This is a genomic window from Aquimarina algiphila (genome assembly GCF_007489275.1).
GTDB classification, from domain to species: domain Bacteria; phylum Bacteroidota; class Bacteroidia; order Flavobacteriales; family Flavobacteriaceae; genus Aquimarina; species Aquimarina algiphila.
In genome coordinates, this window is sequence record NZ_VLNR01000038.1 from 1 (window position 1) to 15,473 (window position 15,473).

The window sequence follows — 15,473 nt, forward strand, 5'->3', positions numbered from 1 at the left end:
ATACGTCATCTGAAGAAAAGAAAGGTTTTTTACAAAAGCATAAAACGACCTTACTGGTCTTAGGAGGATTGGCAGTAGTAGGTACCGGAATTGCCATTGCTGTGAATTCTAACAAGAAGAAAACAGCAAAACCTATTTCAGGGACACCGAAAAAACGGATTGGACAGGGCAAACGAAACCTAACACAAAGGGATGAACTGGGAAGGTTTACCAAAGGCAATAGTCCACAACGTAGAAAACGAACAGCTGCTAAAAGAAAAGCCCCGGAGAAATTAATTCCGAAGGCATTATTATAGAAATCAAATCATAAAAGAGAATTCCGCTTTGACGGAAGCCATAAAAACAAGTTTTATTATGAAATCAAAAGCAAATACAAAAAATAGCCTTCTGGAAGTAGGCAAACATCTTACTACAGGAGTATTGGGAATGGTGGCCGGATCGGCAGTAGGAAGATATTCCCTTGCACTGGGTGCATTGACCATATTCGGAGGAGCCTACTACGGTAAAGACTGGATTACTTCTGCAGGGGTGGGAATGGCATTCTCCAATGGTTTTGGCAAGAAAGAAGCAACCACTAATGGGATTGATGGGATTACGGATAACCTTGATCAAGCCAAAGATCGGGCCGTTACTTCTTTAAAAGCTATTGGTAAAAAATTATACCTCGATAAATTATCCCCTGCTATGGCACAAAAGCTATCCCTTGGAAATCTGGAAGATCGCCCTTTGGTCTTTATGGGATCTGAAGTAGCAGATCAGGGTGATTTTGATACCAGCGAAGTGGATGAAATTATCCAAAAGATTGAAGCTGGGGAACCCATACCAACTGCTGATATACAAGAGGATTTTGTAGAAGGCCTGGAGGATGAAATGGGAGAGGCAGATTTTGGAAGTATTGATATTACCCAGCTCAATGGAGCTGAAGATATCTCCGAACTCAATGCAGTAGCGTAAATCCAGTACAAAGTATTCAGTACTAAAATAATGTACCTAACACTTTGTACTTAAGACTCATTACTAAATACTTAATACTAAAAAACATGAATACCATGAAAAAAAGTTCAAGATCACAGTTTTTAGAAATTGTGAATGCCCATATCTCACTTCGGGATCAGGCCAAAAAGTTTGATCCTGCTATGGTCAAAGTAGCCACAGGGATTAAAGAAGGAAGGTTACAATTAGCAGATACAGCCTATTATTCGATCAAGTTTGCTGGGAATAAAGCCAATATTGATATGTTTGAAACCCAAGATGCTAAAGAGATTGGGATTACCAATGTGACCCAAGCCAAGCTTCAGAAGGATCGTTTGTTTTTATGTAACCGTATCATCCTGTTAGCTTCAGAAATTGAAGGGGATCTTCCCGGGAGTGATTCAGAGCTCAAGAAAGTGATCAAACAAACTAATTTTGGCAGTATCAAAAAAGTAGGCGGATTACAAAATGGGGTATTCTCCCTAATTGCCAATAAAAAGATCATCATCGATGAGCGTCCAATGCAAGATTTTGCTACTGATGGCAATACAACGATCAATATAGGAACCTACTTTTTAGAAAGCCCCCGCTTTATTCGTGATGATGAAGAATTCGAATTCAATATCGAACTGGGTGATGATGCTCCTGAGAAGGCCCTTATCAAAGTAGTACTGGCAGGAACGGCAACTGTCCCTGCATAGGTCGGTCGATAATCGACATTTAAAATAATAATGAAATATCACTTTAGATGAATAACGAAGAAAAACCAAAAACCAAAGAGAGCAGAGTCACCTTTTCTTTTAAAGTAGATAAGGCAAATGGGCTGTTCACCGTTGATAATCTGGAACTCCCAAAACATACTAAGCTGGTCAAAGGATTACAATTGATCTCAGAATACCCGGATCGATTGTACTATCGCGGAAGTCAACGTATTGAAATTGGTGGAGAAGAACTGTTCCCAGATGGATTTGATAGTAAAATACTAATGTCCTCGCTTAGTGTTGCTCCAAGGGAACGCTTCTTTGAATTAGGAGATGTATTACCCGGTGATCTTTCCGTAAAGGTTCGATACCAGGATAAAGATCATAGTAGTGCTGCGTTTGGACAAGGATATAAGGTTAGTTTGATCATACTTATTGAAGAAGGTCTCTAAAAGACATTTAAAAATGAAAAAATGAAGTGTAAAGTTCAGTTAGACAATAAACAGGATGCTACTGGTGTTATAGTGCGAAGGAAGTTTGTTCCATTAAAATTTAGTATTCACACGGAAAATCAATTTTTAAACGCAGAGGCCAAACTTCCTTTTACTACTAATGCTGTTATCGGAATATTGACGACATCCAACGTTCAGAAAAAATGTAGTGATGTTCCCGGACCATCCCGTTTGTATTATGGAGTATTGCCTTCCAAAATGGAAGATACTAGCTTTTTGGATAGCAATCCCGGAACGACATATACAACAAACTACCCCCGGAATGTTACCATAGAAGAGCAAGTAGGAGGATGGTGGTATTATGCACATCCGGTAACGGATATCTTTCCTTTTATTGCTTCAGGGGATATTCCGGCAACACCCAGAACTCCAATCATTATTGATGTTCTTCAACCCGGACAATGCACTCCAGAAAAATATTACTTGTGGAGCTACCCCTTTTATGGATATGCTTTTATCTCGTTCAACTCACCCATACCTTAAAACCAAAAAAAGATGATCCTGGGAACACTATCTCTATTTCAGAAAAGAGGAATTTTTTATAAAGAACATCAACTCACTTCTGAAGATAAATTTTCAGTAATGATTGATTCGGCATTAACACCAGATGAAGAGTTAACGCTTTCTGATATTCCTGAAAAGTATCAAATTACCCCTGTAGCTGAATCTGGAACAACAGATTATATCCATGCCACTTTTGAAGATGAAGGTAAAGCCGAATACCCATATGAAGTTACAGTATGGTTATTGGTTGAAGAAGTCCCAGAAGCCCATAATGGGCATTTAAATAAAATATAAATCATATGCCTCTACATAAGAGTGCAATACTAAAACACACCATGTGTGCACGCTATGGGCGTGAGATAATAAAATAAGTTATGCTTATGAGAGAGGAATTTGCACTGCAGTATGCAGAGAGAAGAGTTAAAGAGCGGGGATTTAAGAACTATAGGATCGTATATAGGGAATTTATTATCCCTGCTATGGGTATGCTAAAATTTCAGGCGTATAACGAAATCTGGTTAGTCACTTATATTGATTGGGGCCTTGTTGTAAAATCTGATTACGGACGATATGACAATTGGTATACTAAAGAGATCAGGGAAAATATTCATGAACATGCAGATCGTATTGAGATTACCAATACCAGGAAGTACCAACGTAAAATCCGCTTTTTACAAGTGATCTTAAAAACAAAGGATGATGGAAGCAAGACATAGAAAACCCGGATCCGTTCGGTTAAATGATACGCAATATGCAGAGATGGAAAGAATGGGGTTTGAAAGTGAGAGTGCCTATGTGAAATACAAAATGGAACAAGGTCAGTCGAAGCTCGAGGTATTAAAAACACCATCACCAGAGCATAATTCTGTGAGAACATTACCTGTTGTAAACGAAAGAAAACCTCATACCAATGTAGTAGAAGATCAGCTGACCATCCAACGGTTATCCATAGAAAACCAAAAGCTCCAGGAGAGGCTCGAAGAGATCAGTAAGAACAATCAGGAAACTTTAAATGGGGTACATCATAAGGTACATTCCCTGCTCCAGGAGGAACTGCAAAAAAGGGATTTTGAAGAGCTTAAAAAATCCTACGCAATGCGTAGCGATAAAATAAAAGAGTTAGAAAAAAACCTCTCAGAGGCCAAAAAAGAAACAGAAGCCAAGCAGGAAGAAATCGAAGCTTTGGTCAAGAAATTAGGATTTGTAGAATTAGGAAAGGCCCTGCTTCCCGGAGCGATCTCCGGGCTGGCTAAACAGTACCCCAAACAAATGCAGGGGATTGCAGGCACTTTGGGAAGATTAGGTCTCAATGAGACAGATAGAAATATAAATGATAGCGAGGAGAATGACTATTTACTTCAGGTATTAGAGCATCTTAGTGAGCTGTTTACAGAAGAGCAGTTCGAACAAGTAATACAACTGATGATTCAACTAGGAGAACAGATCAAAGAAGATGACAACCTGATTCAAAAGATAGGCTACTATCTCAATCAATTACAGCAAAAGAAAGAACAAAGAGATGAAGAATCTAAGTAACTAAGACTTCTTAGATACTATATAAAATTCAGAAACATAAAAAAATTATGCAAGCACAAGTTACCATAGGATTAGAAGTAAAAGACAAAACAGAAGCGCACCAAGTCAAAAAGGCTTTTGAGACGATGAACAAGCATTTTGGTGCCAAAGGCATTATTCATATGGAAAAATTGTTCCTTAATGATGCTTTTATCAGGAACCTGGTTAAAATGAAAATAAATAAAAAGTAATATGGCATTACCTGCAGCAACTCTAGCAGTAGAAGCTATAAAAAACAGACCAAAAATATCTGTAAGCAAAGATGTAACTACAGTCCTACTAGCTAGTGGATTGGGTATTGGGATGTTCTTTGCTATACGGGCTTTGGTCAGAAAGTTTAAACGGAACAACCGGGAGAGGCATGCTTTACAACCAGGCAATCCCGCGAACTATGCAATTCGTCTGAAGATGGCATTTGAAAATGACAATGCCTTTGGTTGGGGAACAGATGAAGAGGTCGTATTTAATACCATAGAACAGATCCCTAATGCGGCTATGATGCGAAAAGTAGAACGTGCCTATAAAGATTTATACGGAAGTAATTTATCTGCGGACCTGACAAGCGAGCTTTCTACAGAAGAGTTTGCCATTGCCCAGGAAATTATCAATTCAAAAACTTGAAAAAAATGATGGAATCTAAAACAGTCGCAAAACGACAATCAAAAAATAAAATAACCCAAAAGCCACTTTCCAGGAAGAAAGTACTGATGTACGGTTTAGGAGGAGGATTGGTACTAGGATTGGGATATCTGGCCTATACATATTTCAGTAACCGGGCAGCCAATCAAAGGAGTATACAAAAGCCAATACCTCCAATACCTCCCGGGACCATAATTACCAAACCTATTCTCCCAAGAGTCGCTAGCGACAAATTTCCATTAAAAAGAGGAGCTAGAGGATCACTTGTACAGATGGTACAAGAAGCGCTCCTTGCTAAAGGTGGAAAGCCTGCACTGATGATAAAAGAAACAAGCTTTAGAAATGGTAAAGTAGATGGAGTTTTTGGTAAAGGAACAGAACGGGCATTACGAGCTGCAGGGTTTCCTTCGGTGATAACAGCAACTACCTTTACCACCCTGGTTGGAAGAACTGCCAATGCTGGTGGGTTTCATCCCGCCAGTATTGCCAATGAAATTATAGTCGCTGCCAACAAACAAAATTTGTTTGGTGTTCTACATGGATTGAAGAAAATAAGTTCTGTTAGCCAATATAAAAAAGTAAGTGCATTTTTTCAGAATGTAAGGATCCTGGGGACACGGGTCACTTCCCTTGTCAATGCGCTACTGAGTGTGGCTTTTAAAAATAAAGAACTGGAGAAAGTAAAGATTAGAGCAGAATTTAGAAGAATGGGACTCAAACAAAATACGCGAGGAGTATGGTTTATTCCAGGAATAGGAACTATTGGATCATTTGATAATACAGAAAATCAAATCACCCAGGAATGGAACCTTGCCGTTATAGAACGTCCTACATTACTTCAGGCAATGGATGGTTCACTTATTGTTCCGGAATTAGCTCCTGATACCGTAGTTGGATATATCACAGGAATAGAGAATGGAAGGACACGGATTTTAACACAGTCGGGAGAAACTGTATTTGCTCCTACTGCGAATCTATCCTCTTTGTAAATGAAAAACCGGAAAATAAAAAATGTAAAAGTAAAAACATGAAAAAAATAATCAATTGGTTTAAACGGATTTTTGATAATGACCTTCCGATATGGGGATATCTAAAAGTATGGCGGGAATTATCCTCTTTAGCCGTAGGACTGATCCTATGGGTGCATAGTGCAGCTTTTTTGCATTGGATTGATCCAACAGCAGGAACTTATGATGCAGGTATATTTCAAGTGTATCTTTTTGCGATCATAGGTATTTTTATCCTTCACGGGATTGTACGGATACTCATGAAACTTATCTGGCCTACATCAGAAGAATACCTTGATCATCAGTTTAGAAACGATTTTAAAACCATAACACCATGGCAAAAACTAAAGTTATCTACGTTTATCTTCTTTGCATTCTTATTTGCAGTCACCTTTTTAGCCAGGACGCTGTAAATCTTCAAAGCCTCCAAGAAGTCATTAATAGTGAAATGGAACTTAGACAATGTGTAAAGGAATTGTATGATTCTCAAGTGGGGGTTCGTGAAGTTGGAGGCGAAAATAGAGGAGCTTCTGTGGAAATGTATTTGGAAAGTGTTGGGCTAGGTCATTCTCTGGCTTGGTGCGCTGCGTTCGTGAGTTGGTGTTATCAGCATGCAGGAGTGGAAGCTCCCAAAAGTGGCTGGGTGCCCAGTTATGCTCTGCAACGTAAACGGATTTACCAAAGGGGAAAGTTTCAGAAACAAAAACCACAAACTGGTGATGTATTTATGATATGGTATCATAAACTGAAGCGTCCGGCACATATTGGATTTGTGGATCATTGGGGAGACAAATGGGTTGTAACTGTAGAAGGCAATACCAACGATAACGGATCCAGAGAAGGTGATGGTGTGTATAGAAAACGACGACTAAAAAAGCAAATATGGGCAGTATCAAACTTCGTCAGTAACACTGACAGGCAAAAATGAAATAAACCATAAACTTATGTTGTCAAAAAGTTTACAAATATTACGAAACAAAGGGCATAAGATATACAGGGAACCTTATAAGGTTAACATTGTTGGGTATCGAAGTCGTTTTGTTCGTAGTAACCAGTTCGATGATGAGATACACGTATTCTACACAAATGATCAAGGGAGGTGGGTGTATCATATCTTTAAAGCCACTACAGATCCTGGACAGTATTGGCTAGAAAACCCAATGCACTCGCAAGGGACTGCATTTCTAAAGAAAGGACAATATATAGACTCCCATAGTATAGGATTGCATCGAGGAGTATATAAAGCACTTGTGCAACGAAATGAAGTAAGTGTGATCCGGGATTATGAAAGAAAAGGATTATTTAAATGGTTTGAATCGGGAGTTCAGGATACTGGAAAATTTGGAATCAATATCCATAGAGCAAGAAAACAAGGAACTACCAAAGTCATTGATGATTTCTCAGCTGGTTGCCTGGTATTTGCTAATGCTGAAGATTTTAAAAGGTTTATGAATATTGCTAAGGAACACCAAAAACGATATGGAAATAGGTTTACAGTAACCTTAGTGGATTTTAGGGATGAGCGTAGAAGACGATTAAGTAAAATTGCCTGGGGATCTGTACTGGCAGCGGGAGGGTTGTTTCTATTAAATAGAATGAATTCATGAAGGTATCTAAAAACACTCAAAAAGCAGGATTAGCATTGATGGGTAGTATGCTGGGTTTTATAATTGCCAAAAAATACGCTCCCAAAGAAACCTATCCGTTTATCCTGATTGGTGGCTTTTTGGGTAATGTGCTTGGAGAGGAATTGATTCATGAAAGTGTAACTAAAAAAAATCATAACCATGGAGGGAACTAAATTGCAAAGTGTTTATTTTGAAGGAGAAGAACCTATAAAGATTAAAGCCTATTATAAATATGAGTTGGCAGCTTTATATAGTGTATGCACCAAAACCTTCTCTTCCTGGATCCATACTTATTTAGAAGAATTACAAAAATTTGGCTACAAAAAAAGCACCAAACTCCTGAGACCAGAGGTGGTGCGTTTTTTATTTGAAAGGTTGGGGGAACCTTGACATAGAAAATACATAGTCAAAACAGGTATATAAACGGTGTTTTAAACCTACATGTTTCATCTATATCATCAATAATTATTTAGTACAAAGTCTGATTCATATATAGGTTTTGGCTTTGTGCTGGGAATGATTATCATTTTTTTGTCATGATCACTAAAACTAAAAGGAGATTCTACAATATAATGATCAAAAGTATCTAGCAATAAATCAAAATACCCTGATTCATCTTCCTCTCGATATGCTACTGCTCCACCAAAAAACGCAACATTATTATACTTTAGAAAATACTCTATAAATTGTTCTAAATACTTAAATAGGTTTTTTTGATTTTTAAAATATGTTGCGTCGCTAATACTGAAGCCATCAAAGCCAAAAAAACTTGTGGCATGATAATTTCCTTTATATTCAATTATTTGATTCTTATGTAATTTTGCATAAAATCGTAGAGGCCAATCCGCCATTATTCTAAAACTACTTTTGTCTTCTGTTTTTTGCACTCCGTAATAAACTCTTGAAAGATCTGAGTGAATAATATTACCATCGTAATAAGATCTAGAATCCACAGGAGTATCTATTTCTTTTTTTATGGCAATGGCTTGTTGGTAACTAATATTAAATTTGGACATTAGGGTATACGGATTATAAACTAATATCCCACATGCAATGGTATAAGCGGCATTACTAAAAGAGTCACCCTTAGTTTCGGTTATATAACTGTCATCATCTACAATTAACTCTTTCTTTAAGTGTCCAATATTTTTAAATCCCAAAGATTTTAATAGAGATTTTAAAATTTCCGACCTTTGCTCATTAGGGAATAATTTTTTAACGTAGTTTACAGTGACATTTTTAATGTCATTAATGTGAAGTTTATTCATAATAAAAAATTTAAGATACATCTTTGTAGTCTGGCATCGAGTAGGAAGAAATTAACTCATGACCAGATGGATCTCTTTTTATTATAAAATTTAATAATTGCGATTCGTTCGCTTGATTCCTCAAGATTCTTCCTAATGGTGAATCACCCCTTATATCTCAAAAATATAAAAATGAACTTAAATTAAAACCTAAACCGAAATAAATCTTTTGTTTTGCTTTATTATTGTTAAAAAACAATAATGCTACCTCCATTAAATGGCCTAAGCAAAACAACCAAAACTCCAATCACCTATTATGGAGGTAAACAAGCATTAACCAAACTCATCCTTTCACTAATACCAACGCATAATTTGTATTGTGAACCCTTTGTAGGAGGAGCTGCTGTCTTTTTTGCCAAAGATCCGAGTTCTACAGAAGTGATTAATGACCTCAATGGGGATGTGGTTAACTTTTATCAAGTCTGTAAACTTCAATTTACTCAACTAAACAAATTAATCCAGGCGACACCTCATAGCAGAAAGTTACATAGCCAAGCTGCAAGAATTTTAAAAGGTGATACAGAAAAAGACAATGTAAAACGAGCTTGGGCTTTTTGGGTACAAACCAATATGAGTTTTTCGGCACGAATATTTGGTGGATATGCCTATGAGAGAAAAACAAATGGGGTTTCAAAAACAATCTTTAATAAAAAACAGGCCTTTACTAAGGAAATCTGTGAACGATTGGATTTAGTAGATATCGAATGTAATGATGCACTCAAGGTAATTAAAAGTAGGGATACAAAAGAGACTTTCTTTTATATTGACCCTCCATATTTTAATTCTGATATGGGCCATTATAAAGGATATTCAGAAAAGGATTTTACAGATTTATTACAACTACTGAGTACCATCAAAGGAAAATTTTTGTTGAGCAGTTATCCATCTAATATACTAGAAAAGTATACAAAAAGTAATAATTGGTTCCACAAGTCCCTAGAAAAAAGAATCGCCGTGACCGAGCGTACTAAGAAAAAAAAGATCGAAGTTCTAACTGCTAATTATGATATCATAAATATGACGAATCATCTCTCTGGAATAATGAGGCCAGAAATTTTAGGAATAAAATCACAAGCAATGCGATTACAATTAATGTTTGCAAAAAAAGACTCATCCTAACTCAATCAGAATCATCCCGAAAGCAACAAAGTCAGTCACGGTATTATTGTCTGATGAAAAAGCCGCTTATTTCTTTGAAGAACTATGAAAAGATGATGAATAAAGTCCAGGTAAAAACACTTCCTGAAGCTTTACAAAAAGGACATTGGTTTTTTATAGAAGCTAAATCGTTTTACTATTCAGAACCAACCATTCGAGAAACTATAGATATGTATTTAGAACATCTGAATGCCTATTTATCCAGAGAGGAACCACTTCAGGATGAAATTTCAGTATTAGAAATCGAATTTATTAAACGATTTCTGGATATGCATAGAACAGTGCAAACCAAGGAGAAATTGAAAACTTATATTTTTGATCTTCATACCGCTATTTCAAAAAAGCAAATCACTAGAAATTCTCCAGTAGCAAATGAGATTCTCTTAATTCAGAAGAAACTAATTCACTTGCATAATGATCAACTTTTTCAAAGTCTTATAAAAATTGTGATCAATAGAAAGTGGTTGAGAAGGCTACGGAAAATTATAAAAACTAATCTTTCTGGTGTACCTAATGATCTAGGACTAGGAAGTATTGATAACCCCATTACAATAGCATCAAAACGAGCTTCAGGTCTTTTCTCTCCAATGAATATGCAATCCCACTTGGACAATACCAAGACCTTCAACTTAAACGGAGATTTAGGGGTTCTGTTGGGAGATATAGAACGTTTTGAATTAGCTATTACCATAGAAGGAGATCAGGGCGGAGGAAAGACCAGGTTTACCTATCAATTGGCAGATGCTTTTGCAGATATCGGACATGAAGTAGCTATTTTTTCCTTGGAAATTGGTAGTAAATCTGATCTGATTACCCGAATGAAAGAAGAGTATCTGCAACCAAAAAACCAAAATCATATTTTTATTACAGATCAGTTGCCGGATGGATACAAAACGATTTCGAATGCAACCAAAGATTTTGATGTGATCATTATCGATAGTTGGAACAAAACAGGATTACCATCACAAGATTTTGATCGCTTACGAAAGCAACATCCTAATACGATATTCATTGTGATCTTTCAACGTACTACACAAAAAACAATAAGAGGAGGAACAGCTCCACTTTTTGATGCAGGGATTAATATCGAGATCATCAAAGCAGATGATACGTTTAAGAATAACTACGCCATTACTACCAAAAACAGATATGGTATTACAGGAGTTAAGTACAATATTTTTACTAAAAATATTATAGAAGTTTTCTGACAAAAAAATAAGTTAATTATTATCAATTCAAAGGCTTAAAAAATTGGTCGTTTTATTGAACTTTTGGTCAGAAACAGAAGAATAAAACCTATCCCGTTCAATAAAGCGGTTCATTTCATAAGTTTACCAATTAACACTTAAATGAACTAGTATGTTATTTGGATATGCACGTATTAGTACTCCTTCCCAAAAGTTTGATTTGCAAATCGACGCTTTGCTGAAAGCAGGAGTAAAAGAAAAGAATATTTATAATGATGTTTCTTCCGGAGCAAAAGCAAATCGAAAAAACCTTGATTTACTTTTAAGTAAGTTACGAGAAGAAGACGTAGTCATTGTTTGAAAGATGGATCGAATCGCAAGGAGTGTTTCTCATATGCTAAAACTTGTTGATGAATTTGAAAAATTGGAAGTTGGCTTTAGAAGTTTACAGGAACCTTTTATTGATACAATATCTACTCACGGAAAATTTGTACTAACTATTTTTAGTGCGGTTGCCGAAATGGAGCGTAATATTATTGTGGAAAGAATATTGGCTGAACAGGAAAGTGCGCGGAGAAGAGGCGCTGTTATTGGTAGACGAAAAGGACTTGGTCAGAAGGCAGAAGCAAAAGCTATCCTAGCTGAAAACTACTATCGAGATGAAAAAAATCAACTTTCTATTTCTGAAATTATGAAACTAGTTGATATTAATTCCAAAGCAACTTTATACAAATATTTAGCTCATCGCGGTCGCAGAAATTGTGTTATTTGCAAAACTATGTTTTGGGATAAAGATCAGGATATGCACAAGTCATATTGCAAAAAGCATATAAATAAAAGAGGGAAAAATAACCAGAATTAAATAAAAACCCTTAATTTAGAATTAACGTAATCATGCTAATTACCCCTTATCCGGATTAACTCTGGGTAAGAGATTCTTTGTTTTTTAAAAAGATTAAAGCATAGATATAAGAACAGAAGAAATAGCAATGGAATACAAGTATAATATATTTTACAATGATGGTTCTTTTAAAGAAAGAGGAACTGGTGATTTATCAAGTTTGGAAAGACTAATTCCACCAGAAATTTTAAAACTGGTTTCATCTCTAGAAGAAACTAATTTAAATAAGAACATAAATGTTTCTGCAACTACGGAAAGTTTTTCTGTTACAATCAATAGTATAACTAAAGTCTAAATAAACGATGAAATAACAAGTAATAAAAGAATTTTAAGACGTTTAAATTTAACACAAATGAAATTTGATAAAGATTTTAAAAAGGCAATCAGCCATTTACCATCAGATGAAAAGGATAAATTAATACTGCGTTTGTTAAAAAAAGATTTAAACCTTGCTAACCGCTTGTATTTTGAATTATTAGATGATAGAACTGCTGAAGATAAACGACAGGTCATAGAGAAAAGAATATTAAGTAGAATAGAGCATTTTTCAAAATACGACTCTACACCTGGATACTTGATGATGTATATAAGAGATCTTAGTGGAGAAATAACTGAACATGTAAAAGTTACGAAGGATAAATACGGAGAAGTCAGTTTAAACCTGTTAATGTTAATGCATACATTAACTCTAAAAAACAGAGATGTTTTATCATATACACACGGAAAAGCAAGGAAGTTCTGTCTGTATATAATAGCAAGAGCTTTTAAGATACTTATTCTAATACAAAAATTGCATGAAGATTTATGGATGGAGTTTTATGATGATTTAGAAGAATTGGGGCAATTAATTTCCGAGAATGATTATTTAATGAAGACTGCTATTCAAAACGGTTTTGATGTTAATTGGCTAATAAATAAGGAAATACCTGAAGATATTGAGCAAATTCATAGAGATATTAGAAATCAAGGGTACTTATCAGGCTCAGTTTATTTGAGAGATGCTGGATATACAAGAAAAATAAAATAAGAATCCTTAAAGTTAAAGTTCAATAAAACGATGAAAAAAATATCAAAACTTAATAAGTCCTCATTAAAAATAGATCACCAAAAACAGATTTACAAAATTATAATACTATACTTGGTTTAAAATTATGGCCAAGACAAAGATTCGAGATTAATATATTAAAGAATTACCTATGAAATCTTTCAATAAATACGAAATTATAATATCAACTTTGACTATTTTGCTTATTATAGGTTGCGTTAATAGTAATAATAATGAAATGAATATTGATTTAAATTGTGATTTTGACTTTATTCAACCAGAAAAGACAATTAAAATTATAAAGGAGGTATTTTCTTCTAAGAGTAAATTTGATAATGTATTCTTTAAGGGTGATTTTGATCTTGCAGATAGAGATACTATTAATTTTAGATATGTATGTCCCTTTTGCGAGAAATCTTGTTTTAAGATAAATCTTAGGGATAGGCTCCGTGATGATTTTGAAAAAATAGTAGAAAATAAGATTCTATTACCTGAAGATATTGAGGAAAATAAAATTGTAATATCAAGTAAATTATTTAAAAACTCATATAATATGATCTATGGAGGAACTCCAACATATTCTTTTATTAAATGTAATAATTGTACAAGTGAATATTTAGCTGTAATCGGATTAGATGAAAAGCAATACGGATTATATTATGGGCAAGCACAAGGTATGTGGCTGATTAAACAAGGAAGGGTAATCAACGATACCCAACAAAAGTAACTGTTGCGCCAACAACCCCATAAAATTAAAAGTTCAATAAAACGATCAATTCAATGAAAGAACATTATATTTTAGGTTACAATATTAACATCTATGAAAAAGAACGAGTACTAGATATAATAGATACTCAAGGGATTTACAAAGATGAATTTGATATATTAAAGCAGACAGGGAATATAAGTACTAAACTGATATATTGTAATAAAAATCTGATTAAAATAGTGGAGATTGATGAATTAAACAATATAGAAACTCGATTACAGGATAATTTAAATTGTATTAAATACCAAGATATTCCTAAAAACAGAATTAATTTTCTTATTCATTCTGAAAAGGAGGAAAATAGTTGTTTAGGTGAAATTGATTTCACCAAATTCTTAAAACCTAATTGTGATGATATAAGGTCTCCGTTTCAATTAATTGGAAAATTGTCCAAAAAAGATGAAAGTTTTAAATGGCTACCATTTGATGAACTATATCTGACTTATCCATTATTTACCGGGATAGGTGATTATCTGTTTTTAGACTATTCTAATCCTTTAGCACCTAGTGTGTGTCAAACGGATTATATAATTGATTATCCCTACGGAGAAATAAATAAGAATCTGGTACACAGATTTGAAAGATCGAATTTAAAGGCTAAGTCAATTAAGATTGTGAATGACTTAAATGATTTAGATTTTGAATATTGGTATAATGGTATCGCTGGAGTTCCATTTTGGATTCAGCATCCAGAAATACCTCGATGTCCGAAGAATGGCAAAAAAATGAAATTTGTATGTCAAATCAGTACAACGGAGTCTGTAAAAGTTAAAGAGTCGGATGTTCTGAATGACAACAGTTTATCAATACGAGATCATCAATTTTTACAATTTTGGGGGAGTGGTGATTTATATGTTTTTATAGAACCTGAAAGCAAAATTGTTGGATATTTGATTCAGGATACCTAATGATTATTGTATTTCATAAACAAAGAAACAGGAAAGTTTAATAAAACGATGGAAAAGCCTAAAAAATATAATGATTATCCAGATTTCTATCCAGTAGAAAAAAAATCAGAAATTTATGCAAGTGAGTTACAAGAATTGTTGGGATCAAATTTTAAAAAGTTAATAGATTGTTTCCCAGGCGGTATTATTTTTAATATCTACAGTTATGGAAATGGTTATTCAATGCAAGTATCATACAAGGGTTCAAATGAAAATCTTAATATAATAGACAATGTAGCTTGTTTTCTAACAAACATTTATTGGGGGAATAAAGTAGTTTTATTCAATATTAGTAAACAAGAGATGGATAGAATTCTAAATACTTAAAGTTCAATAAAACGATGAGAAACAAAATAAGTACCGATTTAATCCCATACAAAAACGATATACCTCATAGTAAAGACAACTGGCCTTCTCCAGAAGCTGATCTAATGTGTATTGCAAAGGAGTTTCTTGATAATCTTGATCATCACGGTTTTTTAGATTTATATTTTGATAGTGAAGAACAAGTATTTATCGTTTATGATAAAACTTCAGAAGAATTATTACAAGAAGATATTACCGAAATTATGAGAAAATTAAATGAACATATTGAAGATCTAAAAGTTTAAATAAACGATA

25 protein-coding genes and 1 pseudogene are annotated in these 15,473 nt (G+C 34.5%); 25 read left to right on the forward strand and 1 reads right to left on the reverse strand.

What is annotated here, in order from left to right:
- From FOF46_RS31625 to FOF46_RS17185, 16 genes are all read left to right on the forward strand, one after another.
- Positions 1-296 (forward strand): hypothetical protein (locus FOF46_RS31625; RefSeq protein WP_167571870.1); only part of this gene is annotated, 296 nt, incomplete at its 5' end.
- Positions 297-354: 58 nt separating this feature from the next.
- Positions 355-954 (forward strand): hypothetical protein, encoded by a 600-nt coding sequence (locus FOF46_RS17115; RefSeq protein ID WP_143917295.1) that lies wholly within the window; start codon positions 355-357, stop codon positions 952-954.
- A gap of 95 nt (positions 955-1,049) precedes the next feature.
- Entirely contained in the window at positions 1,050-1,673 is a 624-nt protein-coding gene (locus tag FOF46_RS17120) for a hypothetical protein (RefSeq protein WP_244299641.1), read from the forward strand.
- 47 nt (positions 1,674-1,720) lie between these two features.
- Positions 1,721-2,125, forward strand: coding sequence for a hypothetical protein (locus FOF46_RS17125; RefSeq protein ID WP_143917297.1), 405 nt, complete (start codon positions 1,721-1,723; stop codon positions 2,123-2,125).
- Positions 2,126-2,146: 21 nt separating this feature from the next.
- Positions 2,147-2,668, forward strand: a complete 522-nt coding sequence (locus FOF46_RS17130) for a hypothetical protein (protein ID WP_143917298.1) — start codon at positions 2,147-2,149, stop codon at positions 2,666-2,668.
- A 12-nt stretch (positions 2,669-2,680) separates the two neighbouring features.
- A complete protein-coding gene (locus tag FOF46_RS17135; RefSeq protein WP_143917299.1) occupies positions 2,681-2,983 on the forward strand; it encodes a hypothetical protein in 303 nt (100 codons plus the stop codon).
- Between the two features lie 86 nt (positions 2,984-3,069).
- Positions 3,070-3,405, forward strand: a complete 336-nt coding sequence (locus FOF46_RS17140) for a hypothetical protein (RefSeq protein ID WP_143917300.1) — start codon at positions 3,070-3,072, stop codon at positions 3,403-3,405.
- The gene (locus FOF46_RS17145) at positions 3,389-4,225 is read left to right on the forward strand and encodes a hypothetical protein (protein WP_143917301.1); all 837 of its coding nucleotides are present in this window, start codon (positions 3,389-3,391) and stop codon (positions 4,223-4,225) included. Before FOF46_RS17140 ends, FOF46_RS17145 begins: the two co-directional genes overlap by 17 nt.
- A 47-nt stretch (positions 4,226-4,272) precedes the next feature.
- Complete coding sequence (locus FOF46_RS17150; RefSeq protein WP_143917302.1) at positions 4,273-4,455, forward strand: hypothetical protein; 183 nt, start codon at positions 4,273-4,275, stop codon at positions 4,453-4,455.
- Between the two features lies 1 nt (position 4,456).
- The gene (locus tag FOF46_RS17155; protein ID WP_143917303.1) at positions 4,457-4,885 is read left to right on the forward strand and encodes an annexin; all 429 of its coding nucleotides are present in this window, start codon (positions 4,457-4,459) and stop codon (positions 4,883-4,885) included.
- A gap of 5 nt (positions 4,886-4,890) precedes the next feature.
- Entirely contained in the window at positions 4,891-5,892 is a 1,002-nt protein-coding gene (locus FOF46_RS17160; protein WP_143917304.1) for a peptidoglycan-binding domain-containing protein, read from the forward strand.
- A gap of 38 nt (positions 5,893-5,930) precedes the next feature.
- A complete protein-coding gene (locus tag FOF46_RS17165; RefSeq protein ID WP_208746790.1) occupies positions 5,931-6,323 on the forward strand; it encodes a hypothetical protein in 393 nt (130 codons plus the stop codon).
- 35 nt (positions 6,324-6,358) lie between these two features.
- Entirely contained in the window at positions 6,359-6,838 is a 480-nt protein-coding gene (locus FOF46_RS17170; protein ID WP_244299642.1) for a CHAP domain-containing protein, read from the forward strand.
- Between the two features lie 16 nt (positions 6,839-6,854).
- The gene (locus FOF46_RS17175; protein WP_143917306.1) at positions 6,855-7,517 is read left to right on the forward strand and encodes a hypothetical protein; all 663 of its coding nucleotides are present in this window, start codon (positions 6,855-6,857) and stop codon (positions 7,515-7,517) included.
- The gene (locus FOF46_RS17180; RefSeq protein ID WP_143917307.1) at positions 7,514-7,711 is read left to right on the forward strand and encodes a hypothetical protein; all 198 of its coding nucleotides are present in this window, start codon (positions 7,514-7,516) and stop codon (positions 7,709-7,711) included. The genes FOF46_RS17175 and FOF46_RS17180 overlap by 4 nt, the downstream gene beginning before the upstream one ends.
- Positions 7,698-7,928, forward strand: coding sequence for a DUF4248 domain-containing protein (locus tag FOF46_RS17185; RefSeq protein ID WP_244299643.1), 231 nt, complete (start codon positions 7,698-7,700; stop codon positions 7,926-7,928). Before FOF46_RS17180 ends, FOF46_RS17185 begins: the two co-directional genes overlap by 14 nt.
- 68 nt (positions 7,929-7,996) lie before the next feature.
- On the opposite strand, the gene FOF46_RS17190 is transcribed toward FOF46_RS17185, so the two are convergent.
- Positions 7,997-8,806, reverse strand: a complete 810-nt coding sequence (locus tag FOF46_RS17190; RefSeq protein ID WP_143917308.1) for a hypothetical protein — start codon at positions 8,804-8,806, stop codon at positions 7,997-7,999.
- Between the two features lie 240 nt (positions 8,807-9,046).
- Between FOF46_RS17190 and FOF46_RS17195 the strand changes: the two genes are divergently transcribed.
- The 9 genes and pseudogenes from FOF46_RS17195 (at position 9,047) to FOF46_RS17240 (ending at position 15,463) form a co-directional block, all read left to right on the forward strand.
- Positions 9,047-9,964, forward strand: coding sequence for a DNA adenine methylase (locus FOF46_RS17195; RefSeq protein ID WP_143917309.1), 918 nt, complete (start codon positions 9,047-9,049; stop codon positions 9,962-9,964).
- A 92-nt stretch (positions 9,965-10,056) separates the two neighbouring features.
- Positions 10,057-11,211 (forward strand): antirestriction protein, encoded by a 1,155-nt coding sequence (locus tag FOF46_RS17200; protein WP_244299644.1) that lies wholly within the window; start codon positions 10,057-10,059, stop codon positions 11,209-11,211.
- Positions 11,212-11,362: 151 nt separating this feature from the next.
- Positions 11,363-12,052 (forward strand): annotated as a pseudogene (locus FOF46_RS17210) (recombinase family protein).
- 127 nt (positions 12,053-12,179) lie between these two features.
- Positions 12,180-12,386, forward strand: coding sequence for a hypothetical protein (locus tag FOF46_RS17215; protein WP_143917313.1), 207 nt, complete (start codon positions 12,180-12,182; stop codon positions 12,384-12,386).
- A gap of 57 nt (positions 12,387-12,443) precedes the next feature.
- Positions 12,444-13,118 (forward strand): hypothetical protein, encoded by a 675-nt coding sequence (locus FOF46_RS17220; protein WP_143917314.1) that lies wholly within the window; start codon positions 12,444-12,446, stop codon positions 13,116-13,118.
- Between the two features lie 256 nt (positions 13,119-13,374).
- Positions 13,375-13,863, forward strand: coding sequence for a hypothetical protein (locus FOF46_RS17225; RefSeq protein WP_208746791.1), 489 nt, complete (start codon positions 13,375-13,377; stop codon positions 13,861-13,863).
- Between the two features lie 53 nt (positions 13,864-13,916).
- Positions 13,917-14,813: a hypothetical protein gene (locus tag FOF46_RS17230; protein WP_143917316.1), complete on the forward strand. Its 897-nt coding sequence runs from the start codon at positions 13,917-13,919 to the stop codon at positions 14,811-14,813.
- 48 nt (positions 14,814-14,861) lie between these two features.
- Positions 14,862-15,179 carry a hypothetical protein gene (locus FOF46_RS17235; protein WP_143917317.1) on the forward strand — a complete coding sequence of 106 codons (318 nt, stop codon included), beginning with the start codon at positions 14,862-14,864 and terminating at the stop codon, positions 15,177-15,179.
- A 14-nt stretch (positions 15,180-15,193) separates the two neighbouring features.
- On the forward strand, positions 15,194-15,463 hold the full coding sequence (locus FOF46_RS17240; protein WP_143917318.1) for a hypothetical protein: 270 nt from the start codon (positions 15,194-15,196) through the stop codon (positions 15,461-15,463).
- The last annotated feature ends 10 nt before the right edge of the window (positions 15,464-15,473 follow it).